At 71.4% G+C, this 23,949-nt stretch carries 25 protein-coding genes and 4 pseudogenes; 15 read left to right on the top strand and 14 right to left on the bottom strand.

All coding sequences use genetic code 11. The features are described 5' to 3' along the window. Positions 1 to 359: 359 nt before the first annotated feature. Positions 360 to 572, top strand: a complete 213-nt coding sequence (locus GXP74_RS20325; RefSeq protein WP_182452858.1) for a DUF5133 domain-containing protein — start codon at positions 360 to 362, stop codon at positions 570 to 572. A 39-nt stretch (positions 573 to 611) separates the two neighbouring features. On the opposite strand, the gene GXP74_RS20320 is transcribed toward GXP74_RS20325, so the two are convergent. The 5 genes from GXP74_RS20320 to GXP74_RS20300 all read right to left on the bottom strand — a co-directional run bounded on the left by GXP74_RS20320 (position 612) and on the right by GXP74_RS20300 (position 5,409). Continuing rightward, positions 612 to 1,862: a Dyp-type peroxidase gene (locus GXP74_RS20320; protein ID WP_182452857.1), complete on the bottom strand. Its 1,251-nt coding sequence runs from the start codon at positions 1,860 to 1,862 to the stop codon at positions 612 to 614. Between the two features lie 75 nt (positions 1,863 to 1,937). Beyond that, positions 1,938 to 4,118 carry an iron uptake transporter permease EfeU gene (gene efeU, locus GXP74_RS20315; protein WP_182452856.1) on the bottom strand — a complete coding sequence of 727 codons (2,181 nt, stop codon included), beginning with the start codon at positions 4,116 to 4,118 and terminating at the stop codon, positions 1,938 to 1,940. Between the two features lie 56 nt (positions 4,119 to 4,174). Then, positions 4,175 to 4,405, bottom strand: coding sequence for a hypothetical protein (locus GXP74_RS20310; RefSeq protein ID WP_182452855.1), 231 nt, complete (start codon positions 4,403 to 4,405; stop codon positions 4,175 to 4,177). 118 nt (positions 4,406 to 4,523) lie between these two features. Continuing rightward, a complete protein-coding gene (locus tag GXP74_RS20305; protein WP_182452854.1) occupies positions 4,524 to 4,715 on the bottom strand; it encodes a hypothetical protein in 192 nt (63 codons plus the stop codon). A 133-nt stretch (positions 4,716 to 4,848) separates the two neighbouring features. Next, positions 4,849 to 5,409, bottom strand: a complete 561-nt coding sequence (locus GXP74_RS20300) for a hypothetical protein (protein WP_182452853.1) — start codon at positions 5,407 to 5,409, stop codon at positions 4,849 to 4,851. A 137-nt stretch (positions 5,410 to 5,546) separates the two neighbouring features. On the opposite strand from GXP74_RS20300, the gene GXP74_RS20295 reads away from it, so the two are divergent. Beyond that, a complete protein-coding gene (locus tag GXP74_RS20295) occupies positions 5,547 to 6,038 on the top strand; it encodes an ATP-binding protein (protein ID WP_182452852.1) in 492 nt (163 codons plus the stop codon). A gap of 8 nt (positions 6,039 to 6,046) precedes the next feature. On the opposite strand, the gene GXP74_RS20290 is transcribed toward GXP74_RS20295, so the two are convergent. Continuing rightward, entirely contained in the window at positions 6,047 to 6,628 is a 582-nt protein-coding gene (locus tag GXP74_RS20290; protein WP_182452851.1) for a TetR/AcrR family transcriptional regulator, read from the bottom strand. Between the two features lie 84 nt (positions 6,629 to 6,712). Here GXP74_RS20290 and GXP74_RS20285 point away from each other — a divergent pair, with 84 nt between their 5' ends. Continuing rightward, positions 6,713 to 7,594 (top strand): SDR family oxidoreductase, encoded by an 882-nt coding sequence (locus GXP74_RS20285; protein ID WP_182452850.1) that lies wholly within the window; start codon positions 6,713 to 6,715, stop codon positions 7,592 to 7,594. Positions 7,595 to 7,634: 40 nt separating this feature from the next. Here the strand turns inward: GXP74_RS20285 and GXP74_RS20280 are convergent, their stop codons facing one another. Next, a complete protein-coding gene (locus GXP74_RS20280) occupies positions 7,635 to 8,204 on the bottom strand; it encodes a cysteine hydrolase family protein (RefSeq protein ID WP_182452849.1) in 570 nt (189 codons plus the stop codon). Positions 8,205 to 8,504: 300 nt separating this feature from the next. Between GXP74_RS20280 and GXP74_RS41865 the strand changes: the two genes are divergently transcribed. Next, positions 8,505 to 9,284 (top strand): hypothetical protein, encoded by a 780-nt coding sequence (locus tag GXP74_RS41865; protein ID WP_182452848.1) that lies wholly within the window; start codon positions 8,505 to 8,507, stop codon positions 9,282 to 9,284. A 146-nt stretch (positions 9,285 to 9,430) separates the two neighbouring features. Next, a complete protein-coding gene (locus GXP74_RS20270; protein ID WP_182452847.1) occupies positions 9,431 to 10,321 on the top strand; it encodes a glycosyltransferase family 2 protein in 891 nt (296 codons plus the stop codon). 155 nt (positions 10,322 to 10,476) lie between these two features. Here GXP74_RS20270 and GXP74_RS20265 read toward each other — a convergent pair whose 3' ends face one another. Beyond that, positions 10,477 to 10,884 (bottom strand): VOC family protein, encoded by a 408-nt coding sequence (locus GXP74_RS20265; RefSeq protein ID WP_182452846.1) that lies wholly within the window; start codon positions 10,882 to 10,884, stop codon positions 10,477 to 10,479. Positions 10,885 to 11,096: 212 nt separating this feature from the next. Between GXP74_RS20265 and GXP74_RS20260 the strand changes: the two are divergent. Continuing rightward, positions 11,097 to 11,988: pseudogene (locus GXP74_RS20260) on the top strand (IS982 family transposase). A gap of 80 nt (positions 11,989 to 12,068) precedes the next feature. Then, positions 12,069 to 13,304 carry an IS701 family transposase gene (locus tag GXP74_RS20255; protein WP_182456524.1) on the top strand — a complete coding sequence of 412 codons (1,236 nt, stop codon included), beginning with the start codon at positions 12,069 to 12,071 and terminating at the stop codon, positions 13,302 to 13,304. Between the two features lie 170 nt (positions 13,305 to 13,474). Here the strand turns inward: GXP74_RS20255 and GXP74_RS20250 are convergent, their stop codons facing one another. After that, a complete protein-coding gene (locus tag GXP74_RS20250; protein ID WP_182452845.1) occupies positions 13,475 to 13,804 on the bottom strand; it encodes a hypothetical protein in 330 nt (109 codons plus the stop codon). Positions 13,805 to 13,882: 78 nt separating this feature from the next. On the opposite strand from GXP74_RS20250, the gene GXP74_RS20245 reads away from it, so the two are divergent. After that, complete coding sequence (locus tag GXP74_RS20245) at positions 13,883 to 14,935, top strand: IS630 family transposase (RefSeq protein WP_225448069.1); 1,053 nt, start codon at positions 13,883 to 13,885, stop codon at positions 14,933 to 14,935. Between the two features lie 28 nt (positions 14,936 to 14,963). Here GXP74_RS20245 and GXP74_RS20240 read toward each other — a convergent pair whose 3' ends face one another. The 3 genes from GXP74_RS20240 to GXP74_RS20230 form a co-directional block, all read right to left on the bottom strand. Further along, positions 14,964 to 15,398 (bottom strand): hypothetical protein, encoded by a 435-nt coding sequence (locus GXP74_RS20240; protein WP_182452844.1) that lies wholly within the window; start codon positions 15,396 to 15,398, stop codon positions 14,964 to 14,966. Positions 15,399 to 15,643: 245 nt separating this feature from the next. After that, complete coding sequence (locus GXP74_RS20235; RefSeq protein ID WP_182456524.1) at positions 15,644 to 16,879, bottom strand: IS701 family transposase; 1,236 nt, start codon at positions 16,877 to 16,879, stop codon at positions 15,644 to 15,646. 183 nt (positions 16,880 to 17,062) lie between these two features. Then, positions 17,063 to 17,392, bottom strand: coding sequence for a transposase (locus GXP74_RS20230; RefSeq protein ID WP_182452843.1), 330 nt, complete (start codon positions 17,390 to 17,392; stop codon positions 17,063 to 17,065). 295 nt (positions 17,393 to 17,687) lie between these two features. Between GXP74_RS20230 and GXP74_RS20225 the strand changes: the two genes are divergently transcribed. Continuing rightward, positions 17,688 to 18,200: a hypothetical protein gene (locus GXP74_RS20225; protein ID WP_182452842.1), complete on the top strand. Its 513-nt coding sequence runs from the start codon at positions 17,688 to 17,690 to the stop codon at positions 18,198 to 18,200. An 82-nt stretch (positions 18,201 to 18,282) separates the two neighbouring features. Next, on the top strand, positions 18,283 to 19,089 hold the full coding sequence (locus GXP74_RS20220) for an Fpg/Nei family DNA glycosylase (protein ID WP_182452841.1): 807 nt from the start codon (positions 18,283 to 18,285) through the stop codon (positions 19,087 to 19,089). 110 nt (positions 19,090 to 19,199) lie between these two features. On the opposite strand, the gene GXP74_RS20215 is transcribed toward GXP74_RS20220, so the two are convergent. Together GXP74_RS20215 and GXP74_RS20210 are read right to left on the bottom strand one after the other, a co-directional pair. After that, positions 19,200 to 19,979 carry a hypothetical protein gene (locus GXP74_RS20215; protein WP_182452840.1) on the bottom strand — a complete coding sequence of 260 codons (780 nt, stop codon included), beginning with the start codon at positions 19,977 to 19,979 and terminating at the stop codon, positions 19,200 to 19,202. Then, positions 19,976 to 20,509, bottom strand: a complete 534-nt coding sequence (locus GXP74_RS20210; protein WP_225448068.1) for a SigE family RNA polymerase sigma factor — start codon at positions 20,507 to 20,509, stop codon at positions 19,976 to 19,978. Before GXP74_RS20210 ends, GXP74_RS20215 begins: the two co-directional genes overlap by 4 nt. A gap of 523 nt (positions 20,510 to 21,032) precedes the next feature. On the opposite strand from GXP74_RS20210, the pseudogene GXP74_RS42205 reads away from it, so the two are divergent. The 5 genes and pseudogenes from GXP74_RS42205 to GXP74_RS42195 all read left to right on the top strand — a co-directional run. Next, positions 21,033 to 21,653: pseudogene (locus GXP74_RS42205) on the top strand (glycoside hydrolase family 3 protein); the annotation flags it as partial. Positions 21,654 to 21,732: 79 nt separating this feature from the next. Further along, positions 21,733 to 22,206 (top strand): annotated as a pseudogene (locus GXP74_RS41535) (glycoside hydrolase family 3 C-terminal domain-containing protein); the annotation flags it as partial. A 31-nt stretch (positions 22,207 to 22,237) separates the two neighbouring features. Beyond that, the gene (locus GXP74_RS41530; RefSeq protein WP_370468561.1) at positions 22,238 to 22,456 is read left to right on the top strand and encodes a glycoside hydrolase family 3 C-terminal domain-containing protein; all 219 of its coding nucleotides are present in this window, start codon (positions 22,238 to 22,240) and stop codon (positions 22,454 to 22,456) included. Positions 22,457 to 22,458: 2 nt separating this feature from the next. Then, positions 22,459 to 22,920 (top strand): annotated as a pseudogene (locus tag GXP74_RS42200) (fibronectin type III-like domain-contianing protein); the annotation flags it as partial. 46 nt (positions 22,921 to 22,966) lie between these two features. Further along, positions 22,967 to 23,635, top strand: a complete 669-nt coding sequence (locus GXP74_RS42195; protein ID WP_370468560.1) for a ricin-type beta-trefoil lectin domain protein — start codon at positions 22,967 to 22,969, stop codon at positions 23,633 to 23,635. Positions 23,636 to 23,949: the final 314 nt, after the last annotated feature.

Here is a 23,949-nt window from a genome sequence, read left to right as displayed (position 1 = left end):
TCCTCCCCTCCCCTTCTGCGCCCCTCCCCGCCCCTCCCCGCCCCTCTCCGCGGCCGACCGCTACCGGACGCCGGGCGGGAGAGCCGGGGCAGCTGCCGCTCGCGCTGCGCGCCCGGGCCGGGCCCAAGCGCCAGTACCGGTCGGCCGGGCGGTGGTTGTGGCGGATGTCTCCCACGCCGACGGCCCTCCTGCGGTGACCGGCCGCCTATCATTGAGCCATACAGTCCGCCTCGTTGCTACGAGGTGATGCCGGGTCAGTCATCCATGTGCTCAGCCATGTTGGTGAATGTCCCGTGCTGTGGTCCAGTGTCGGCCTGCAGCGGTTCCCACCCTGCCAGCAACGACCTGACGGAGCGTCCATGCCTCTGTACAACCCCGCCGCACTTCGCCGCGTCCTCGTCGAACTCGAAGCGCTGGACAACGCCCACGGCGGCGCGGACACCGAGCGCCGCCGTGAGGACCTCCACTACACCCTCTGCGTCTCGACCGGCGTCCGCGAGCCCGCCCGCGCGGTGGAGCAGGCCCGCCGACTCCTCGCCCCGAGCCGCGACAACCTCGCCTCGGCAGCCTGAGGGCTCGCACCGCACCGCTGTCGACGAACACGGCGGGTGTCAGCTGAGCAGTCCGCTGGCGTACCAGTCGTTGGCGTCGGCGACTCCGGGCAGGGCGTAGAAGTAGCCGCCGCCGAAGGGCTGGACGTAGTCGATCAGGGGTTCGCCGATCAGCCGGGTCTGGACGGTCTCGAACTGCCGCTCCAGGTCCTGGTTGTAGACCACGAAGACGTGTCCGGCCTGGATGTCGCCGTTCTGGTCCAGGCCCAGGTCGTAGTCGTAGGAGCGGCGGATCAGGCGCTGGTTGGCGGTCTGCGGGGTGCGCGGGTTGGCCAGCCGGATGTGCGCGTCCAGCGGGATGACGTTGCCCTTGGGGTCGGCCTGGTAGTTCGGGGTGTCGAACTCGGCGTTGCCGTCCAGGGGGGCGCCCGAGTCGCGGCGGCGGCCGAACATGCCCTCCTGCTCGTTGATGGACACCCGGTCCCAGAACTCGACCAGCATCCGGATGATCCGCAGCACCTGGTAGCTGCCGCCCTTGGCCCAGGCGGGCTCGCCGGGTCCGGCCCACACCAGGTCCGAGGCCAGCTCCCCGGTGGGGTTGGCGGTGCCGTCCTTGAAGCCGAGCAGGTTGCGCGGGGTGCCGCTGGGGCGCGGCGGGGCGCCGTAGGCCTCGATCTTCCAGCGCAGCTGCATGGAGCCGCGGGTGTGCTTGGCGATGTCGCGGATCGCGTGGTGGATGGTGTCGGGGTGGTTGGCGCACAGCTGGATGCTGAGGTCGCCGTGCATCCAGGCCGCTTCCGGCGAGTCGTTCGGGAAGATGGTCATCGGCTTGAGCTTGGCGGGCTTGAGCGCGGTGAGCCCGTAGCGCTCGTCGAACAGGCTGGCGCCGACGCCGACGGTGATGGTCAGGCCGTCGGCGGGTACGTCGGGGCCCAGCACGTCGCTGTCCGAGGGCGGTTGGCTGATGCCGAGGTTCTCCGGTATGCCGCCGCTGGTCAGGAAGCGGGCGCGGGCGGTGAGCGTCTTCATCAGCTCGGCCAGTTCCGCCCTGCTGGTGGCGGTGGAGTCGAACGCGACGAAGCAGGAGAACGGCTGCTTGTCGGCGGGGCCGGGGGTCAGGATCCCGGACTGGTTGGCGCCGTGGAACGGGTAGGACTCGACGGTCGTGCTCTGCCCGGACTTCGCGGCGTCGGCGTCCGCGTGGGCGCCGCCGATCAGCACGCCGCCGGTCACCGCTGTGCCCACGGCGCCCACGGCGGCGCCGCGCAGGAAGTTGCGCCGACTGGCGTTGAAGGGTTCGTGCTCTGTCATCGTGGGAGGACCTTCGGTGTCGGGGCGGGCCGGGGGGCTGCGGGGAGCTGCGCGCGGTGGGTCACGCGCGGCGGGTCACGAGGCCGACGGGGGGACTTCGAGCAGGTCGGGGACCGTGGCCAGGGTCTCCAGCAGGGCGCCGATGGCGGCGTCGACCTGCTGCCGGGCGGCGAGCGGGGTGTCGGTGAGCGGCTGCCACTGGCCACTCGTCTTCGCGTCGTCCAGCGCCTGGTCGAGCGCGGTCAGCTGGGCGTCGGCGGTGGCGACCAGGCCCGGCGAGCGGGCGTCGATCAGGGGGCCGAGCTCGCCCAGCACCACGCGGTCGACCTGGGTGTCGGCGTAGGTCATGGCGTAGGCGGCGCCCGCGCCCTGGTCGTCGATGCCGGACAGGTGGTCGCGGATCGCGTCCTCGATGATCTCGTGCGCGCGGATCGGCAGGTTCGTCGGGTCACCGGCGACGTCGTCGCTGGTGAGGTTCTTCTGCACGCTGGTGATCTCGCCCGCGAGCTGGTCCACCGACGGCAGCAGCTGCGCGGCGCCCTGGCCGTGGTAGAGGCCGTACTCGATGCGGTGCAGCCCGGTGAAGCCGGGGTCGTTGACGCCGAGCGGCAGCCCGTCGGGCAGGCCGTCGACCGCGGTCCCGGCGTCGCCGAAGCTGTCGTAGGAGGCGCCGACGCGCTCCCAGGTCAGCTGCGCGGCGAGCCAGTCGGCCCGCGCGGCCGCGACGTCGTTCCCGGCGATGTCCCGGCGCAGCGCGGCGACCTGGGTCCGCAGGGTGACCAGGTCGGCCGCGGCGTACTGCTGGTACTGGGTGTTCGGGCCGGTCAGGTCGGCCAGGGTGACCGGCTTGACGGCCAGCGGCGCGCCCGCCGGGGCCTTGCCGGAGACCTGGACCGGGGCCGAGGTCGTCGCGGCGGCGCCGGACATCAGGCAGTGGAAGGAGTAGGTGCCGGTGCCCAGGGTGGCGCTGAGCGCGGCGGTGGTGGCCGGGCCCAGGGTCTCGATCTCGCCGACGATCGCGCCGGAGGAGTCGAGCAGGGTGATCTCGCCCGCCTTGCCGGTCTGGTTGTCCACCTCGAAGGTCTGCGATCCGGAGACCGCCGAGCTCCAGCCCGGCGCGCAGGCCGAGCTGGTGACCTTCACCGTGGTGGTGGCCGCGGCCGCGGTGGTCGGCAGCGCCGTGATCGTCACCGCGGCGGCCACCACCGGCACCAGCACCAGCGCCCCGGCCACCGTCCACGGGCGGTCCCCCGCCAGCTGCTGCCACCGCCCGACCGGCCCCGGCTCGGGCTCGGGCTGCGGCCGCGCGGCGGCGACGTCGGTCCCGGAGCGGGGCCCGGTCCGGGTCGCGGTCTGCGCCTGGGCCTGAGTCTCGGCCTGGGCCTCGGCCTGGGTCTGGGCCTTGGCGGCGGCGAGGCGGGCGGTGGCGACCCGGCCCGCGTGGACGAACGCGGGCACCACCACGGCCAGGTAGCCGATCCACGCCACGACCTGGAGCACGGTCATCCTCGGCGACAGGTCGGTGACGCCGGTGAGGATCGAGACCCACCAGGAGTTCGGGTCGATGTGCGCGGTCAGGTCGAAGGCGACCCACTGCTGGCCGGACAGCCATCCGGCCTCCTGGAGGTCGCCCAGGCCGTAGGCCAGCACCCCGGCCGCGATCACGATCAGCAGGATCGCGGTGCGGTTGAAGAACACCCCGATGTTGATCCGCACCGCCCGCCGGTACAGCAGCCAGCACAGCACCACCGCGATGACCAGGCCCAGACCGGCGCCGACCAGCGGGGCCGCGGTCGAGCCCGAGGCCTTGACCGCCGTCCACATGAACAGGGTGGTCTCCAGGCCCTCGCGCCCCACGGCCAGGAACGCGGTCAGCGTCAGCGCGCCCGCGCCCAGCACGGCCGCGCGCTGCACCTCGCCGCGCAGCTGCGCCGAGAGCGTCGCCGCGGTGCGCCGCATCCAGAACACCATGGCGGTGACCAGGGCCACGGCCAGCACGCTGAGCAGGCCGCCCACCGCCTGCTGGCCCTGGGAGGACAGCACGCTGGTCGAGTAGGTCAGCACCGCGGCGAACGAACCGGCCAGCATCACCGCCCCGAGCACGCCGAACCAGACCGGCGCGGTCGATACCGGCCGGTCCTGCCGCCCGGTTCCGGCCTTGCGGAGGGCGGCCAGCAGGATGCTGACCACCAGCCCCGCCTCCAGTCCCTCCCGCAAGCCGATCAGCAGGTTTGGTGCAGCGTCAGCCCAAGTCATAGGGACAAAGGTAAGGCATACCTAATGTTGTTGGGGAAGGGGGTGGCCCCTGTTCCTCACCGACGGCGGGCCTCACCCGGTCCGGCTCCCTGATCGACGAGATCCCCGGCGGACTCCAGCTCGTCCACCGGGACACCGGTGGTCGCCGCGACTTCGCCGAGGTCGACACCGGCGGTCTGGCCGTCGGCGAGGGCTCCCTTGAGGTCCTCCTGGGCGGCTTCCGCTGCTGCTGCTGCGTCCTGGGCGCGCACGACGGCCAGTTCCAGGGATGCTCTCGGGTCCTGCACCAGGGTCTCCTTCGATGAGCTGTCGTGGTGGGGTGCCTACCCGGGCCCGCGGCTGTGATGCCCACTCATGCGGGTGGCGCGGCACGGGACCGGTCCTGGAGGGGTGGCCGGGCGGGGCTCAGCCGTCGTTGTCGATGACCAGGAAGGCGTCCAGGTCGGGGTCGTAGTGGTCGTGGTGGCGGTGGCCGGTCCTCTGGGTCAGTTCCCAGGCCCGGTGTCCGGAGCGGTGGCCCTCCTGCCCGGGCAGGTAGGCGACGACGGTTCCACCGGAGGGCGGGCACTGGCGACAGCGGGTGGCGAGTGTGGGCATCACAGTCCCCTCTCAGCGGTGGCATGGTGTGCGTGGAGTGCGCGTGCCCCGTATCGGCTCGGTGACACCGTGTCAGGAGCGATGGGTTCGGGCAGCGCGGTGTTCGGTCGTGCGGACAAGCCGGACGGGGCGATCAGCGGTAGTCCTGCGGGTGGGCCTGCATCCAGGTATTGATCTGGTCGCGCGTACCTCGCAGCAGGCTCTGGTGCTTCTCGACATTGGCGAGGGAGAGGTCGCCGCCCAGGGACGTCCGCATCCGACCGATCCAGGCGAGTGGCTGCTCGAAGTGCCCGGGCCCCTCGGGGCTGGCCTTCATGGACGCGTAGAGGTCGTCGAGGTTCTCCAGCAGGCGGTTGACGAAGTACCCGCAGTTCCCCGGGTCGGCGCAGCCCGCGTCGGTGTAGGTGGCCTGGAGTTCGGCGAACGCGTCGCGCACCTGCTGGACCGGCGTTCCCGGTGCGGCCGGCGTGGTGGGGAAGACGACCGCCGTTGCCGTCGACTGCGCGGCCGGGGCGGCCGTCGTCGATTGCGCGGCCGTCGTCGACGGGGAGGCGGCGGCGCTGCCCGAGGCCGCGACGGGTGGGCGGGCCGGGGCGGAAGCCGCGGACGTCCGCACGGCCGCGCTGGAGCAGGAGGTGAGAAGCGCCGCCAGGAAGGCGGCGGACAACGCAATCGCGGACGGTCGTATACGCATGATGCCCCCGTTGAAGTGCCGAACCGTGAGCATAGCCGGGGCCGGGTTCACCTTCGCGAGCAGGATCCGGTGTGGCACAGGTGGTGTGGCGCTCACCGGGTAGGCGCTGCCACGACCGGAAGGGAGAGGGCGGAGCTATGGGTGAGGCGTCGATCAAGGCGATGGGGTGGGCGCAGTCCTTTCCCGTGAGCAGCGGTGTGCAGGCCGGCAGGCGCTGGGCCCGGGCGCACCTGGAGCGGCTCGGCTGGTGCGCGCGGGCACCGGAGACGGTCGATGACGTCCTCCTGGCCGTGAGCGAGTTGATCACCAACGCCCATGTCCACGCGCACAGTGACGCGCAGGTGGTTCTGACGTGGGATCTGGTCTGCCTGCATGTCAGTGTCAGTGACACCTCGCCCGTCCTGCCCACTCCTCGGTCCCTCGACGCGGAGCGCGAATCCGGGCGCGGGATGGCCATCGTCGACGCCGTGGCCGACGATTGGGAGGCCCACCGGCAGGAGAACGGAAAAACGATCAGCGCCTGCTTCCATCCGCCCGGCCGACCCGACCCCCACCCGGAGAGGTCACCGGACGTGGGCTGCCCCTGCGGGTTCATCCAGCGCGGGGGGCGTCCCGCGGCCAGCGGATGACCGCCCGGTCAGCGGAGTTCCGCGGCTGCCGCGCGGAGTTCGTCGAACGCGGCTCTCGTGTGGGTCGCCAGCTCGCCGGGGTCCTGGTCGCGGGTGGGGTCGGCCCACCGGGTGTATCCGAGTCCGAACGCGAGCACGCCGAGTTCGGCGGCCACCTGGGCCGCGGGTTCCGGGACGTTCCGTCGTTTCAGCGCTTCGACTATCGCCGTGGCCATGCCGATGCTCTTCAGCGCTTCGCGGTCCCGCAGCTCCTCGTTGGCCTCGATCGCCGCGTGCAGCAGCGGGCTGAGTTCGCGGTTGAACGATGTCATCTCGCCTGACGCGCGCTCCAGGCCGGCCGCGACGGCCGTCAGCGGCGTGGCGTCCGGGGCCGCGGTGTCGATGCCCTCGGTCAGCAGCCGGCTCAGGACTTGCTGCCCGGTGGTGAGGATCTCGCGTTTGTCCGCGAAGTGGCGGAAGAACGTGCTCCGCGTCAGCCCTGCCCGCTCGGCGATCTGGGCGACCGTCGTCGCGTCGTAGCCCTGCTCGGCGAACAGGCGCAGTGCCTCGACGACCAGTCGTTGGCGTGCGTCGGGCTTCCATCTCGGCATGGGCCCATCCTAGGTGATGGGACAGGTGTCGCATCACGGTGTACGGTGATGGGACACCTGTCGCATCACCTCGTGGAGCTCACCATGCGCGTCTTCATCACCGGCGGAACCGGCCTGATCGGCTCCGCCGTCGTCGCCGAACTGCTCGCCGCGAGGCATTCGGTCACCGCCCTCGCCCGTTCCGACGCCTCAGCGGCGCGCGCCGAAGCCGCCGGCGCCGCCGCGCTCCGCGGCGGCCTCACCGACCTTGAGGTGCTGCGATCCGGCGCGGAGCGGGCGGACGGCGTGATCCACCTCGCCTTCAGCAACGACTTCAGCTCGCCCGAGGCGCTCGCGCGAGGGGTCGCCGAGGAAAGCGCCGCGCTCGCGACGCTCGGCGACACCCTCCTCGGTACGGACCGGCCGCTGGTCACCGTGTCCGGCACGCCCCACGTGCCGGGACGCGCGTCGACCGAGGCCGACCCGCTGCCCACCGGTGGGCCCGTCGGCGGGCGCAGCCAGTCGGTGACCCGCGCGCTCGAACTCGCCTCGCGCGGCGTGCGCAGCTCGGCGGTGCGGCTGCCGCGCACGGTCCACAACCAGGGGTTGGGCGGTTTCGCCGGGCTGCTCACCGACATCGCCCGCCGCACCGGCGTCGTCGGCTACCCCGCGGACGGCGCGCAGCGCTGGCCGGCCGTCCACGCGCTCGACGCCGCGGTCCTGTTCCGGCTCGCGCTGGAGAGGGCTCCGGCCGGGAGCTCGTGGCACGCCGTGGCCGACGAAGGTGACGCGGTACGCGACATCGCCGCTGTCATCGGGCGGCGGACCGGCCTGCCGGTCAGGTCGGTGCCGCAGGACGTTTTCGGTCCCCTCGGCCCGGTCTTCGCGACCGACCAGCCCGCGTCCAGCGCTCACACCCGCGCCGCCCTCGGCTGGGAGCCGACGCACCCGAGCCTGCTCGACGACCTGGAGAACATCGGAGCCTGAGACAGCGGCCGACTGCCGGACCGGCCGCGGGCAGGGGTGGTCAGCGGCGGCGTTCCGCGGGCGTGAAGTCCACCGCTGCCGTGTCCACCGCGCCGGCGGTGCGGCCCGGGGCGGTGTGGTACTTCCAGTACAGGTTCGTGTGCGCGATGACCTGCTCCGGTGCGGGCGCGCCGTAGGCGGTCAGGTCCTCGGTCGTGTGCGCGTCAGCGACCAGGGTCGCGTCGTATCCGCGGACGAGGGCGCCGTGCAGGGTGGCCCGGACGCACTGGTCGGTCTGGGCGCCGGTGACGAACAGGCGGCCGATGCCGTGCTGGGCCAGTACCGCTTCGAGGTCGGTCTCCTCGAAGGAGTCGGGGTAGCGCTTGTGCACCAGGGGCTCTGTCCCCTCGCGGACCAACTCCGGCACGTACTGCCACTGGTCGCTGTCGATCGGCAGGTCCTCGCTCGAGTGCTGCACCCAGATGACGGGCACGTCCCGCGCCCGGGCCTTGGCGGCCAGGGTGGCGATGTTCGCCACGACGGCCTCGCGGTTGTGCGCACCGCCCACGACTCCGTTCTGGACGTCGATGACAAGCAGCGCGGTGTTCGGTCGTGCGGACAAGGTCGTCATGCTCGCTCCCGGCTTGAGTGGCTCACTGCTTCCGGCCACCGTACGACGACCCACTGACAGGTTCCCCGGCGGCCGCAGCCGGCTTCGCTCGGAGCGGCGCGCCCCTGGGGTGGGTAGCCTCCCAGGATGACTGCGACATCCGACATGACTGCGACATTCGACGAGACGGTCCGCGCCCGGCTGCGGGCAGATGAATCCGTGGGTTGATTTATCTACGCGGTCTGTGACTGTCGCGTACCACGTACAGGATCCGGCGCTGCCGCTCGTTCAAATGCGGCGTCACCGCCTCGAACTTCGCCCGTGACGACTCCAGGGTCGTGGACTGACGCGGTGGCTGATGCTCCGTTTCCAGTCCCCGACCCTACTTGGCGCGGGCCGCGGCGGGGGCAGGGGCAACCTGTCCACCGCCCCCTGCTGTCTGATCATGAACAGGCTGAACAGGTCTGCGACGCGCGGGCGTACCGCCGGGCGGCTCCAAAGCGGTTAAGTGGTCTCGCCCCATCCCCACGCCCGAGGGCAGAGGGCGAGTCGCTTCCCCCCGGGCTGCTCGCCGGTGCACTGGATGTCCCCGCCCTGCGCACGGACCTGGCAGCCGGCGACCTGGTGGTGTGCGACCGGGCGCTGCGCGGCGAGGGCACCTCCGCCCACTACCTGCCGCCGGGCGACCACGCCCACCCGGACCGCCACCTCACCGCCGCGCTCGCGCGCGCTGTCGCCGACCGCGGGTCCCGCCCGCGCCTCGGAGGGACGTGGACCACCGACGCTCTCTACCGCGAGAGCGCGACCGAGGTCCGCCTGTACGCCCGACACGGCGTCCTGACCGCCGACATGGAGGCGGCCGCTCTGTTCGCCGTCGGCCGGTACCGGCGGCTGCCCGTGGCCGCTGCCTTCGCCGTCGCCGACTCCCTGGTCACGCGCGCACCGCGCACCGACCACCCGTCAACCTCCGGCTCCCTCGACCTCCTGCTCGCCGCGGCACTGGACGCCCTCGTCGCCTGCGCCAGCGCCGGTCCGGGCACCGCGGCCACTAGGGTGGGCACCGGTCGCGAGCACCAGAGCCCGGAGGAACGGCGTGGCTGAGCTGCCAGGGCTGTTCGTCGTCCTCGAAGGCGCGGACGGCTGCGGGAAGAGCGGCATCACCGTCGCACCCCCGCCCAGCTTGCCGCCGACCTGTGCGACTTGATCGAGCACCGCACCCGGTCAACCGTTCCCGCCCCGGAGCCCACATGAGCAGCGACCCCAGCAGGCCCACCGTCGACGCGGTGGTCCTGACGATGAACGACCGCCCCGCCGAGTTCCCCAGGGCAATGACCTCGCTGCTCGAACAGGCAGGCGTTGACCTGCGCGTGGTCATCGTCGGCAACGGCTGCGAACCCGACTACGTCCCCGACGGCGTCACCGTCGTCACCCTGCCGGAGAACCTCGGGATCCCCGAGGGCCGCAACGTCGGAGCCGACGCCCTGGCCGGCCCCGACGCCGGCGAGTTCCTCTTCTTCTACGACAACGACGCCGACCTGCCCGAACGCGACATTCTGGCCCGGCTCGTCGACCAGGCCCGCCGCCACCCCGAGGCGGCCTACATCCAGCCGCGCATCGCCGACCCCGACACCGGCGTCACCGTCCGCCGCTGGGTACCCCGGCTACGAGCCGCAGACCCCACCCGGCCCGGCACCGTCACCGCGATGGCCGAGGGCGTCGTCCTGATCCGCCGGACGGACTTCGAGCACGCCGGGCGCTGGCCGGGCCACTTCTTCCTCTACCACGAAGGATTCGACCTCGCGATGAGGCTCTGGGACCAGGGGCGGACAGGTTTCTACAGCCCGGAGATCATCGTCCACCACCCCGCCAGCAACCCTGCCCGCCACGCCCTCTACCTGCGCCTGGTCGCCCGCAACCGGGTCTGGGTCGCCTACCGGCGCCTGCCCGCGCCGCTCGTCCCGATCTACATCACCTCGTGGATCGTCATCACCGTCGCCCGGCTGCGCTCGCGCACCAGCCTGGCCACCTGGTTCGCCGGACTCGGTGAAGGCCTGCGAGGCGGCCACGGCGAGCGCCGCCCGATGGCCTGGAACACCGTCTGGCGGCTGACCCGCGCCGGACGCCCCCCGATCGTCTAGACGAGTGGTTCCGAAGTCCTGTGACGGAGCGTTTGGGCTGGCGGATGAACTCTTCAGCGAGCCGCGAGCCCAAGGTGGCCAGCGCCTTTGGGGGTGGCCGTGCGGTGCGCTCAGCCCCGCACGGCCACTCTTCCCTGTGGCGGTGTGCTGGACGTTTACCTCAGCGGCCGGGGTGTCGCCTCATGGCTGTCGTAGGGACGAGTGATGATCTCCATGCCGTGGCCAGCCGGATCGAAAAAGTACACCCCGCGCCCACCGTGGTGGTGGTTGATCTCGCCCGGCTGCTTCATGTGCGGGTCGGCGTAGTACGTGATCGCGGCCTGCTGGATCCGCTCGAACGCCGCGTCGAACTCATCCTCGGAGATGAGGAAGGCGTAGTGCTGCATGGTGATCGACTCGACCGGGATGCTGACGAAGTCCAGGGTGACGCCGTTGCCGGTGGCGACCGGAACGAACGGGCCCCACTCGATCCCGACCTCAAGGCCCAGGATCCTCGCCAGGAACTCGGCGGATTCCCGGTTGTTCCGGGCGTGAACGATGGTGTGGTTCAACTCGACTGACATGTGCGGAATGCCTCCGTAAGGCACCTCGCGGACACCTCCATGCCTCACCCAGCCGGTGACCGACACGCGATGCCGCGCCCACGACCCTATGCGGCACGGCTCCCATCGTCGAGTGGCACTGGCCGCCAAGTACCTCGCGCGGACACGCCAACTCGGGCGCTCATCCACAAGTTCCGGCCCGGCAAAGGGTAGAGGGCGTCCAAGATCAGTTTGTGACAACCGACCTGAACACCCTCTTGACCGCACTTTACGTGAAGATCGACGACGAGATCGGAGGAACCCGATGGATGGGACGACCGCCCCTGCTCAGCGACTCCGAACTTGTCTGTCTCGCGGTCGCCCAGGCCCTGCTCGGCTACCACTCCGAGGCCCGCTGGCTGCGCTATGCCCGCAAGAACCTGTCCGACATGTTCCCCTAGCTGCCCCAACGGCTGGGCTACAGCAAGCGGTTGAAGTCCGCACTGCCACTGCTCAAGCGCGTGATCCGCGAACTCGCCATGGACAGCGACTTCTGGACCGACACGGTCTGGATCGCCGACTCGACCCCGGTGCCCTGCGGCATGTCCCGCCCGACCGTCCAGCGATCGAACATGGCCGGATGGGCCTGCTACGGCTACTGCGCCTCCCACTCCCGCTTCTTCTGGGGCCTGCGCCTGTACCTGGTGTGCACCCCGACGGCATGCCGATCATGTGGGCGCTGGCCAACCCGAAGATCGGCGAACGCGAGGTCCTGTCCGCGATGCTCGAAGTCGACGCCGACCTGGTCGCCGAGCGCGAGGGCATCCTGCTCGTCACGGACAAGGGCTTCGCGTCCAAGCCGTTCGAGAAGGACCTCGCCGAGCAGGGCATCGAGCTCCTGCGACCGTCGCTCAAGCGCGAGAAGAAGCGATACGGCGAGCGATGCTCAAGAAGGTCCGCCAGCTGATCGAGTCGGTCAACGACACCCTCAAAGGGCAGCTTGACCTGGAACGCCACGGCGGACGGACCTTCGAGGGCGTTGCCGTCCGGGTGACCCAGCGGGTCCTCGCAATGGCCGCCGGCATCTGGCACAACAACCTCATCGGCGCACCGGTCACCCGCTCGCTGATCGCCTACGACCACTAATCACTTCGGATCTACTCGTCTAGTAGTACTTCGTTAAGTTTGGTTGATGTGGGTGCTGTTGATCGGGCATCATGGCCGACGTGGATTTGGGGGAGATCGAGCAACTCCGTGGTGAGCTGGCCGAGTTCGTCGGTGAGGTATTTGCGTCGGTGCGGCGTCGTGACGTGCGTGGGTGGGGTGACTGCTACCTGCGCGGGCTGATGCTGGACGGCCGTCGCAAGTCGGTCCAGCCGATGGCGGCGCGGTTGCCGGACGGGGACATGCAGGCGCTGCAGCAGTTCGTGAACCAGTCGCCGTGGGACCACGCGGCGGTGCTGCGGGCGGTGGCGCTCAAGACGGTGCCGGCGGTGGACCCGGTGGTGTGGGTGATCGACGACGTCTCGTTCCCCAAGGACGGGCGGATGTCGGTCGGTGTGGCGCGGCAGTGGTGCGGGGCGCTGGGCAAGCAGTCCAACTGCCAGGTCGCCGTCAGCCTGCACGCCGCCTCCGACACCGCGTCCGTGCCGGTCTCCTGGCGGCTGTTCCTGCCCGAGGGGTGGCAGGACGACGCCGACCGGCGCACTCGCGCCGGTGTCCCCGAGGAGGCGGGACACCGTGAGAAGTGGCGGCTGGCCCTGGACCTGATCGACGAGGCTGTCGGCTGGGGCCTGGAGCCGAAGGTCATTGTCGCCGATGCCGGCTACGGACAGAACACCGCGTTCCGCCAGGGCCTGGCCGACCGGGGCCTGGACTTCGTCGTCGCCGTGCGCGCGGACGAGTCCGCACACCCGCAGCACGCCGTTCCCACCGCCCCGCCCTGGTCCGGCACCGGCCGCGTCCCCGCCACCCGCTACCGCGCCAGGGCCGCCGCGCTGAGTGCACTGGCGGCCGACGGCGGGCGGGCCGCGTTCCGCCGCTCCACCTGGCGCCACGGCTCCAAAGGCCCGATGCACTCACGCTTTCGGACGCTGACCGTGCGCCCCGCCGGGGTCGCCGCCCGCCGCCACGCCATGGCCGCCGCCGGCGGCGCCGCGGCCTGGGACGGCGTACTGCCCGCCACCACCCTGCTGTGCGAGTGGCCCACCGGGGAGAAGGCCCCCACCGAGTACTGGCTGACCAGCCTGCCCGCCGACACCGCGCTGCGACACCTGGCCCGCCTGGCCAAGATGCGCTGGCGCATCGAGCACGACTACCGCGAGATGAAGCACGGCCTGGGCCTGGACCACTTCGAAGGCCGAACCTGGCGCGGCTTCCACCACCACCTCGCCCTGGTCACCGCCGCCCACGCCTTCCTCACCCTGCGCAGACTCGACCCAAAAGCCCAAGCGCCGGCCTGACCCTCTACCAGGTCCTCGACCAGATACAGGACCTGCTGAACTGCTGGACCGGCACCTGCACCACCTGCCAACGCCCCCTACCCGCAAGCACAACCACGCACAACGCCCGCCCACCAAACCAAACTTAACGAAGTACTACTAGTGCTGCGCCGCAGAAGTTCGTAGAGGGTTCAGGCCACCGGGCTGCCGAGGTAGAGGCTGCAGGCACAGTCGAGGCATTCCTCGGGGCTGCCGGCAGGGAGGCCACTGGGTAGCACGTTGTCCGTGTAGCCGTCTCGGCTGGCGAGGTAGAGCGCGAAGCCCCAGGTGTGCAGGACACCGGTGAAGCGCAGGCGGCATAGCTGCAACCGTTTGCCGTCCTTCAATTCGCCGTCCACGTAGGCGAATCCGGCGAGGAAGCGGACCTGCACCCGGGCCAGCTGCGGCCAGTGCTCGCCGACGTGCGCGTTCAGCCGGTGGCGCAGGTGGTGCTGCATGGACTCGGGCGGGTTCTTCGGCACGGGCCCCATCCTGCCGCCCCGACCGTCCTTCCGCCATGATCACCGCTCATGGCGGAGGGCTCGGGACGGTGTGCGGCGGTGGCCGTGGCAGTGGACGAGGTGACGCGCAGTGAGCTGGAGCGGATCGCGTCCTCGGTGAAAGCGCAGGTGCGGCAGGTGCTGCGGGTCCGGATCGTGCTGAAGGCAGCCGACGGAGCGGGCAACGCGGCGATCGCCCGCCGGCTGGCGGTGAGCGTGAACACGGTCCGCAAGTGGCGCGGGCGGTTAGCCGAGCTGGGCCTGGAAGGCCTCAAGGACGGCGCCCGCTCGGGCCGACCGCGCCGCTACGGCGACCTGGTGCGTGTCGCGGTGGTCGCCGCAGCCACCAGCGTCCCGGTCGGCCCCGCCGCGACTTGGACCCATGCCTCGATCGCCGACCAGGTCGCGGGCACCGTGTTCGCGCCGATCTCCGCCTCCCAGGTCGGCCGGATCCTTGCCGACCTGGACCTCAAGCCGCACAAGGTGAGCGGCTGGCTCACCCGCCGCGACACCCTCGACTTCTGGGAGCGCGTCAAGGACATCTGCAAGCTGTACCGCAACCCGCCGACCGGGGCTCTCGTGCTGTCCATCGACGAGAAGACCGCGATACAGGCCCGCGAGCGCCGCTACCCGTCACAGCCCGCCCAACCGGGCCGAGCGGCCCGGCGCGAGTTCGAGTACCGCCGCCACGGCACCGCCTCGATCGTCGCCGCGCTCGACATCACCACCGGCCAGACCCTGATCGAGACCATCGAACGGAACAACGCGGCGACCTTCACCACCTTCCTGGACCGGCTCGACCGGCTCCTGCCGCGCGACAGGGACATCCACATGGTCCTCGACAACGGCTCCTCCCACACGGCGAAGCACACCAAGGCGTGGTTGGCCGCCCACCCGCGCTGGCACATCCACTGGACCCCGCCCCACGCCTCCTGGCTCAACCAGGTCGAACTCGTCTTCTCCGCCCTGACCCGCGCCGTCCTCCGGCACGGCGACTTCACCAGCCGAAGCGATCTGATCGAGAAGATGGACGCTTGGACGACCCAGCGGAACAAGCACGCCCGCCCCTTCCGCTGGACCTACGACGGCACCCCGCTCAAGGAAGCGGCCTGACCCCTCCACTAGCTTCTGCGTGGCAGCACTAACGGCCCCAGGAAGACCTGTGCGCTTCGGCTTGCCGCCGATACCGGCCGAGCTCCTCCATCACACGGCCACGGAGCAGCTCGTACTCCTCTCGGAGCCGACGCCAATCGGTCACAGGGGGCCGAGGGATGACAGTGCCGCCAGTGACGATCTCCTCATGCCGGAACTGCTCGCGGGTAAGGTCGATCTCGACTCCCAGCCCTATGCGGTTCCACCAGTGGTAGTCCCTGAACTCGCCGTTGATCTGCACCTCGCCGCGGATCAGCTCGCCACCGAGCAGGTCGTTGAGGACCATCGCGGTAACTCCGCACTGGCCCCGGGCCGGGTCGTCCGCGCTCCACCGCAGCCGGCCCTCCGGCGGGCACGTGTCGGCGCCCCAACTGCTGCGAACGGCGCGCTCGATGTCAATAAGAAGCAACGTCACGACGAGCATCCTCGCAACGGTCACTGACAACGCGCTCGGCGATCCTGAGACACCACTGACGGCAGGCACGCACCACCGCCAGAGGCCCTCCACGAACTTCTGCGGTGCAGCACTAGTAGTACTTCGTTAAGTTTGGTTTGGTGGGCGGGCGTTGTGCGTGGTTGTGCTTGCGGGTAGGGGGCGTTGGCAGGTGGTGCAGGTGCCGGTCCAGCAGTTCAGCAGGTCCTGTATCTGGTCGAGGACCTGGTAGAGGGTCAGGCCGGCGCTTGGGCTTTTGGGTCGAGTCTGCGCAGGGTGAGGAAGGCGTGGGCGGCGGTGACCAGGGCGAGGTGGTGGTGGAAGCCGCGCCAGGTTCGGCCTTCGAAGTGGTCCAGGCCCAGGCCGTGCTTCATCTCGCGGTAGTCGTGCTCGATGCGCCAGCGCATCTTGGCCAGGCGGGCCAGGTGTCGCAGCGCGGTGTCGGCGGGCAGGCTGGTCAGCCAGTACTCGGTGGGGGCCTTCTCCCCGGTGGGCCACTCGCACAGCAGGGTGGTGGCGGGCAGTACGCCGTCCCAGGCCGCGGCGCCGCCGGCGGCGGCCATGGCGTGGCGGCGGGCGGCGACCCCGGCGGGGCGCACGGTCAGCGTCCGAAAGCGTGAGTGCATCGGGCCTTTGGAGCCGTGGCGCCAGGTGGAGCGGCGGAACGCGGCCCGCCCGCCGTCGGCCGCCAGTGCACTCAGCGCGGCGGCCCTGGCGCGGTAGCGGGTGGCGGGGACGCGGCCGGTGCCGGACCAGGGCGGGGCGGTGGGAACGGCGTGCTGCGGGTGTGCGGACTCGTCCGCGCGCACGGCGACGACGAAGTCCAGGCCCCGGTCGGCCAGGCCCTGGCGGAACGCGGTGTTCTGTCCGTAGCCGGCATCGGCGACAATGACCTTCGGCTCCAGGCCCCAGCCGACAGCCTCGTCGATCAGGTCCAGGGCCAGCCGCCACTTCTCACGGTGTCCCGCCTCCTCGGGGACACCGGCGCGAGTGCGCCGGTCGGCGTCGTCCTGCCACCCCTCGGGCAGGAACAGCCGCCAGGAGACCGGCACGGACGCGGTGTCGGAGGCGGCGTGCAGGCTGACGGCGACCTGGCAGTTGGACTGCTTGCCCAGCGCCCCGCACCACTGCCGCGCCACACCGACCGACATCCGCCCGTCCTTGGGGAACGAGACGTCGTCGATCACCCACACCACCGGGTCCACCGCCGGCACCGTCTTGAGCGCCACCGCCCGCAGCACCGCCGCGTGGTCCCACGGCGACTGGTTCACGAACTGCTGCAGCGCCTGCATGTCCCCGTCCGGCAACCGCGCCGCCATCGGCTGGACCGACTTGCGACGGCCGTCCAGCATCAGCCCGCGCAGGTAGCAGTCACCCCACCCACGCACGTCACGACGCCGCACCGACGCAAATACCTCACCGACGAACTCGGCCAGCTCACCACGGAGTTGCTCGATCTCCCCCAAATCCACGTCGGCCATGATGCCCGATCAACAGCACCCACATCAACCAAACTTAACGAAGTACTACTAGAACACCCGAAGGCGGCGTTCTCCGGCTTCAGAACCTCCCGCCCTCGACCCGGCGGTACGGTGATTCCCCACCCATCAGTTCGCCTGGTTCATGGTCGTTAATGGGGGCGTGAGTTGACAGCGCTAAAGACTCCCAACCACCAGATCGCCGCAGCTATCGAAGAAGCCGGGTACACGTACGAAGCCGCCCGGACCGCTCGCGGGCCGGGCAGCGCAGGATCTCGTGGAGCGCCTGCGAGGTGCCGTCGTCACGCCAGGTGCAGAAGTAGTACCTGACCGCGCCGGGCAGGGGCAGGTCGGCGGCATGTACGACCACTGGCAGCCGGTCCGGCCCTGGTAGCGGATCGCGTTGACGATCTCGCGCGTCCGGTGACGGCCCTGATGGTCACTCACCGGGGGCCGCGCTGCCTTCCAAGCCGTGATCACCGGCTCGATCGGCGCCGCACCGCTCATCCGTCACATCGCTCGGGTAGCCCGTACGTACCTGGGTGTCGAGCGCTTCGAGTGGACCGTGCCGGGTGAGCGGCGGGTCGCGGTGATCGTGCGCCCGGTCAAGCTGCGGCACATCCTCGGAGTGGAGCGGTTTCGGCCCGACGGCCGCGCCCCCGCTCCCGCCGCTCGCACTGACGGGACGCCGCAGCGACGACACCCGCGCCCCGCGACGCCCGGACTCCGCGCGTCCTCCCCCTGATGGGAGGTTCCTCCAGGAGAATGGCGGTGTCTGCGCCGTCGACCGCCAGGAGGCTCCATGGCCGCCAGTCATACCGTGGTGCTGCTCGGCTTCCCCGACCCCGACCGGTGCCGCGCGGCGTTCCAGGAGGCCAAGCATCTTCCGGGCCTGAGCCGGGCCGCGGTCCTGGCGCGGTCGCAGGAGGGGGGAATCGCCCCGGTGGAGGGCTACGCGCGCGGCGCGGTCGCCTCCGCGCTGGGAGCAGGCGTGCTCGGCGGGCTGGTGGGGCTGCTCGCCGGTCCGGCCGGAGCCATGGTGGGCTTCACCGCCGGCGCGGCACTCGCCACCACGGCCGAGGAACGCCGTGAGTTCGCCGAGACTCCCGCCCTGATCGTGCTGGGTGCCCGCGTGGCCGAGGGCTCCGCCTTGCTGGTGCTGGAACTGCACGAGTCCTCCCCCGGTCCGGTCGACGGCTTCGCCGCTCGCCACGATGCCGCTCCCGAGCGGATCCCCGCCGAGGAACTGGCTCACCAGGTTCGAGCGGTCGAGGACGCCGCCACAGCCGAGTCCCGGCCCGACACCGGGCAGTAGCACGGCGTCCGTGGAGGTCCGTCGAAGCGACCGCAGGTGGGGAGCCGGGTCGTGACGCTGCCCCGTCGGCTGGGAGGCCCGGATGCCCGAAGGTGACTCCGTCTTCCGGATCTGCGCGGAACTGCACGGCGCCCTGGCGGATCGTGTCCTGACCCGCGCCAACCTGCGCGTCCCGGCCCACGCCACCGCCGACCTGGCAGGGCGGCGGGTCCTGGAGGTGGTCCCGCGCGGCAAGCACCTGCTCACCAGGATCGACGGCGGGCTGACTCTCCACACCCATCTGCGGATGGACGGCCGCTGGCGGCTCTACAGCACCGGTGAACGCTGGACCGGCGGCGCGGCACACCAGATCAGGGTCGTCCTGGGCAATGCCGCGCGGACCGCGGTCGGCTACCGGCTTCCCGTGGTGGAACTGATGCCGACCTGCGACGAGCACAAGGCCGTCGGGCACCTGGGCCCGGACCTGCTGGGACCCGACTGGGACGCCGCCCGGGCACTGCGGCGATTGTCCGATGATCCGCTGCGCCCGCTGGCCCTGGCTCTGCTGGACCAGCGCAACCTGGCCGGAATCGGCAACGTCTACGCCAACGAGCTGTGCTTCCTTGGCCGAGTCAGCCCCTGGACCCCGTTCGGCGAGGTCCCGCGGCCCGACCGGCTGCTCGAACTGGCTCACCGGGTCATGGAACTGAACCGGCTGCGCCCCGGCCACACCACCACCGGCGACACCCACCCGGACCGGCGTCACTGGGTCTACGGCCGCGCGGGCCGCCCCTGCCGCCGCTGCGGCACCCGCATCACCCGCTCGACGATCGGGAGTCCGCCCCAGCAGCGCGTCGTCTTCTGGTGCCGAAACTGCCAACCGGGGCCCGCCGTCCCGGTTTCCCCCTGAACCGGTACTCCATGACCGGTACTCCATGCCCGGGCGGGTGGGAGGCGCAGATCAGGATCACCGTCGGCGGCCCCTCGCGCGACCGCGCGGCCCGCGGTGCGGTCGTGTGCTCAGGGGAACCAGGCCTGGCTCTGCACGAACGCGGCCAGCTGGGCGCGGGTCATCGGCGGCTCGCTCCAGCCGGGCACCCGGCTCCCGGCACCGGCGAGGCCGCCGTCGTTGTCCAGGGCGACCACTTCGAGGGTGCGTCCGTCGGGGTAGCTGATGCCGGCCTCGACGCCGATGGTGCCGCTCTCGGTCCAGGCGCCGACGGGCAGGTTCTGCAGGTAGAGCCAGGCCCCGTCCGCCAGCTTGGTCGCGCCGCACTTCCAGGCGGGCGGTTCGTCGCTGCACGCGTCGGCGCCGAAGGGTCCGAAGGGCCGCTGGGCGGGACTGGCTGCCGGGTCGTACGACTCGATCATCAGGCCCGCGCTGAGGCCGTGCCTGGTGATCAGGTAGTTGCCGTCGAACCGGGAGGTGGCGTAGGCCCTGCTGGAGGAGTCGCCGGGGCTGGGCGACAGGTCCTTGAGCCTGGCGACGGTGCCGCTGCCGCGCGGGAGCAGGGCCGCGATCGTCGCCGTGGGGTCGGCCGCCGGTGCGGGACGGGCGGCGGGCGGCACGGTGGCCGTGGCCGTCACCGGTCCCCGGCCGGGGGCGGTGGCGTGCGGCAGCGCCAGGCCGCCGGCCGCGACCGCCGCCAGTCCGGCGCCGGTGGCCAGCAGCGTCGCGGTACGCCTGCGCCGCCGGTGGCGGGCCGCGTCCGCGAGCACGGTCTCGGTGGTGTCCTCGCTGGGCACGGCCAGGCCGTTCAGGGCGTGGTCGAGCAGTTCCTTCACGGTGTAGTCGGTCACCGGATCACCTCGCGCATCTTCGATGCCTCCTCGTCCTCCACGAGTGTGCCGATCGCGCCGCCCAGGGCTTCGCGGAGCACGGCCAGGCCACGGGCGGTCTGGCTCTTGATGGTTCCCTCGCTCACGCCCAGCAGTTCGGCCGTCGCCTGGACGCTCTGGTCCTCGAAGAACCGCATGACCAGGACGGCTCGCTGACGTGGCGCCAGCCGTTGCAGCGCGCCGCGCACCGCCAGCCCCAGGTCGGTGTCGCTGCCCTGGACGGGGACGTCGGGCAGCGAGTCGTGCGGCTCCTCCCGGTTCCACAGGCGTTTGCGGGAGGCGATGAAGGTGGTGACCAGGACGCGCCGGGCGTACGCGTCGATGTGGTCGATCCGGCGCCGTCCCCGGTGCGCCATCACCACCTTGATCAGCGTGTTCTGTACCAGGTCCTCTGCCGCGTGGACGTCGCCGCACATCAGGTAGGCGCTGCGCAGCAGCGCGTTGCGCCGGTGGCTGAGGAACTCGCGCAGCTCTGTGTCCTCACTTGGCACTGTCTCGCCCCCTCTGGGTCGGTGGTACCGCTCTCTACTCGTAAGGAGGGGCTGGGGCGGCCCACGGGTTGCCGGGAGGTTGGTCCAGAGGGTTGACGGGGTCATGCGGCCCGGGTTCAATCAGGTCTTGAATTAAGTGGTGGACGGCTGGTCGCCCCCCGCTTGAACTCCTGAACGCACCGTCCCAGTGGAACCTGTCGCGCCGTGGTCGCCCGCGGACGGCGGCGGCCGCGGGTTCTGCCACCCGACAGGGCCCGCTCACTGCTCAGTCCGCGGTCCGCGCGCTCGGGAGCGTGGCGGCGCGTGGACGTCTGGAGGCACTGTGCACCTGTCCCGTACCCCATCGAGACTCCGGTCCTGGCGTGTTCTGGGCCTGGCTGCGGCCACCGCGCTGTCCGGCCTGACGGCCGGGGTCGGCGCCGGACCGGCTTCGGCCGCCGCTCCCGCGACCGCCACCGCGGCCTGTCCCTGGGTCGACTCCACCGCGCCCGTCTCCCAGCGGGTGAGCGAGGTCCTGGCCAAGATGTCCCTGGCGCAGGAGATCTCCTTGGTCACCGGCTCCGCGGGTTCGAGTTATGTCGGTTTCACCCCCGCCATCGGCTCGTTGTGCATTCCGGCGATGAACCTGGAGGACGGTCCGGCGGGCGTCGGCGACGGGATGAACAACGTCACCCAGCTGCCCGCCCCGGTGGACGTCGCGGCGACCTGGGACACCTCGGCCGAGCAGACCTACGGGCAGGTGATCGGTGCCGAGCAGGCCGCCAAGGGCAGCACCGTGGACCTCGGGCCGACCATCAACATCGTCCGCGACCCGCGCTGGGGGCGGGCCTTCGAGTCGGTCGGGGAGGACCCGTACCTGAACGGGACGCTGGGCGCGGCCGATATCCAGGGTGTCCAGTCGACCGGGACGATGGCGCAGGTCAAGCACTTCGCGGTGTACAACCAGGAGACCAACCGGAACACCGCCTCCGACAACGCGGTGGTCAGCACCCAGGCCGAGCAGGAGATCTACCTGCCGGCCTTCCAGGACGCCGTCCAGCAGGGCGCGGCCTCCTCGGTGATGTGCTCCTACAGCAGCGTCAACGGCACTGCCGCCTGCCAGAATCCGTACCTGCTGAGCACGGTGCTGCGCCAGCAGTTCGGTTTCGGCGGCTTTCGTCACCTCCGACTGGGGCGCCACCCACTCCACGGTGGCCTCGGCCGACGCCGGTCTGGACCAGGACATGCCGGGCAACGACGGCTACTACGGCGCCACCCTGCAGAGCGCGATCAGCTCCGGCCAGGTCAGCCAGGCGACGCTGAACACGGCGGTCTCCGGCATCCTCACCGAGATGTTCGGCTTCGGGCTGTTCGACAAGGCTCCGACCGGCTCGCCCGACCAGAGCGCCACCAGCGGCACCGACACCTCGGACGCGCTGAACCTGGCCGAGGAGGGCACGGTGCTGCTGAAGAACAGCGGCGGCGTGCTGCCGCTCGGCTCAGCCGACTCCTCGGTCGCGGTGATCGGCGCGGACGCCTCGACCAGCCCGCTGACCGCGGGCGGCGGCAGCGCCTCGGTGAACTCCAGCGGCACGGTCACCCCGCTGCAGGGGATCACCGCGGCGGCGCCCGGCGGCGTCACGGTCAACTACAACGCGGGCACCTCGAACAGCTCGGCGGCCTCGCTGGCCGCCTCGTCCTCGGTCGCGGTGGTCTTCGTCGGGCAACGACGAGTCCGAGGGCAGCGACCTGAGCAGCATCGACCTGTCCAGCTCGGAGAACTCGCTGATCTCGGCGGTGGCGGCGGCCAACCCGAACACGGTGGTGGTGCTCAACACCGGCTCGGCGGTCACCATGCCCTGGCTCTCCTCGGTCAAGGGCGTCCTTGAGGCCTGGTACCCGGGGCAGGAGGACGGCTCGGCCATCGCCGCGCTGCTGTTCGGCAACGCCGACCCTCCGGCCACCTGACCGTGACCTTCCCCGACCTCGCTGTCCCAGGTCCCGGCCGACACCGCGGCCCAGTGGCCCGGCACCAACGGACCGTGCAGTACTCCGAGGGCATCGACGTCGGCTACCGCTGGTACGACGCCAACAACCTGACGCCGCTGTTCCCCTTCGGCTACGGCCTGTCCTACACCAGCTTCTCCTTCAGCAACCTGCGCGTCGGCACGCTGAGCGCGGGCGGCCAGGCCACGGTGACCGCGACCGTCACCAACACCGGCAGCCGGGCCGGGGCCGACGTGGCCCAGCTCTACGTCTCCGACCCGGCCGCCTCCGGCCAGCCGCCCAAGCAGCTGGAGGGCTTCTCGCGGGTCAGCCTGCAACCGGGGGCCAGCCAGACGGTGACCTTCCCGCTGACCCAGAGCAACCTGCGCTACTGGAACTCCGGCAGCAATGCCTGGGCCACCAGTACCGGCAGCTACGGCATCGACGTGGGTGACTCGGACGCGAGCCTGCCGCTGACCGGCCACGCTGCCGGTGACCTCGGCGCAGCTGGGCCAGCCGGTCTCGGTGACCGCCCCGGGCCGCAGGAGGCCTGGTCGGGGTCCCGGTCTCGCTGCCGGTCAAGGCGACCGACTCGACCAGCGGCCAGAGCCCGGTGTTCACCGCCACCGGGCTGCGGCCGTACCTCGATTCCGGTTCCGGCACGGTCACCGGTACCCCGACCACGCCGGGCACCAGTACCGTCCAGTCACCGCCAAGGACGGCGACGGGGCGCTGGCGAGCAGCTCGTTCGTCTGGACCGTCGAGCCCGCCAGTACCGCCTGCCGGCGGCCGCGCTGGACGGCTACCAGGGCCTGTGCCTGGACGTCGCCAGTGACAACAACACGCCGGGTACCGCGGTGGACGTCTACCCTGCCAACGGCACCGACGGCCAGCAGTGGAGCGAGCTGGGCAACGGCACGGTCCAGGCCGACGGCGACTGCCTGGACGTGGTCGCGGCGGTACCGCCAACGGCGCCCTGGTCGACCTGTACACCTGCAACGGCACGGCGCCCAGCAGTGGGTGCCGCAGTCGGACGGGGCGCTGCTCAACCCGCAGTCCGGAAAGTGCCTGGACGACACCGGTTGGTCGACCACCGCGGGCACGCAGACGCAGATCTGGAGCTGCACCGGCGGGGCCAACCAGTCCTGGACCCAGCCCTGACGACCTGTCGCGGCGGGGTCTCCCGCTGAGCTGACGAGCGCCCCACCGAGGGCGGCGGCCACCGTGGCCGGCGCCGCGGTGGGGCGCTCGGCCCTGCCGCGCGGCTGGTCGACCGGTGGTGCGGCGTGTCGCGCGGCGGCCGGGCCCGGGGTGGCGTACCAGTCGAGGCATGAAACAACGTACACGAAGAGCGGTGACGGTCGGTCTGGCCGCGGCCGCCTGCACGATGACGGTCGGGGCCGCGGGCCTCAGCACCCCGGCGCACGCCGGGCCGCGGGCGGGGGCGGCCGAGGAGCCGGGGCTGGTGGTCTCGA

Origin of the sequence: Streptacidiphilus sp. P02-A3a (assembly GCF_014084105.1) — a bacterium.
Taxonomy (GTDB): domain Bacteria; phylum Actinomycetota; class Actinomycetes; order Streptomycetales; family Streptomycetaceae; genus Streptacidiphilus.
The sequence above is the reverse complement of the archived record's forward strand: the minus strand, read 5'-3'. Positions and strand labels throughout refer to the sequence as shown.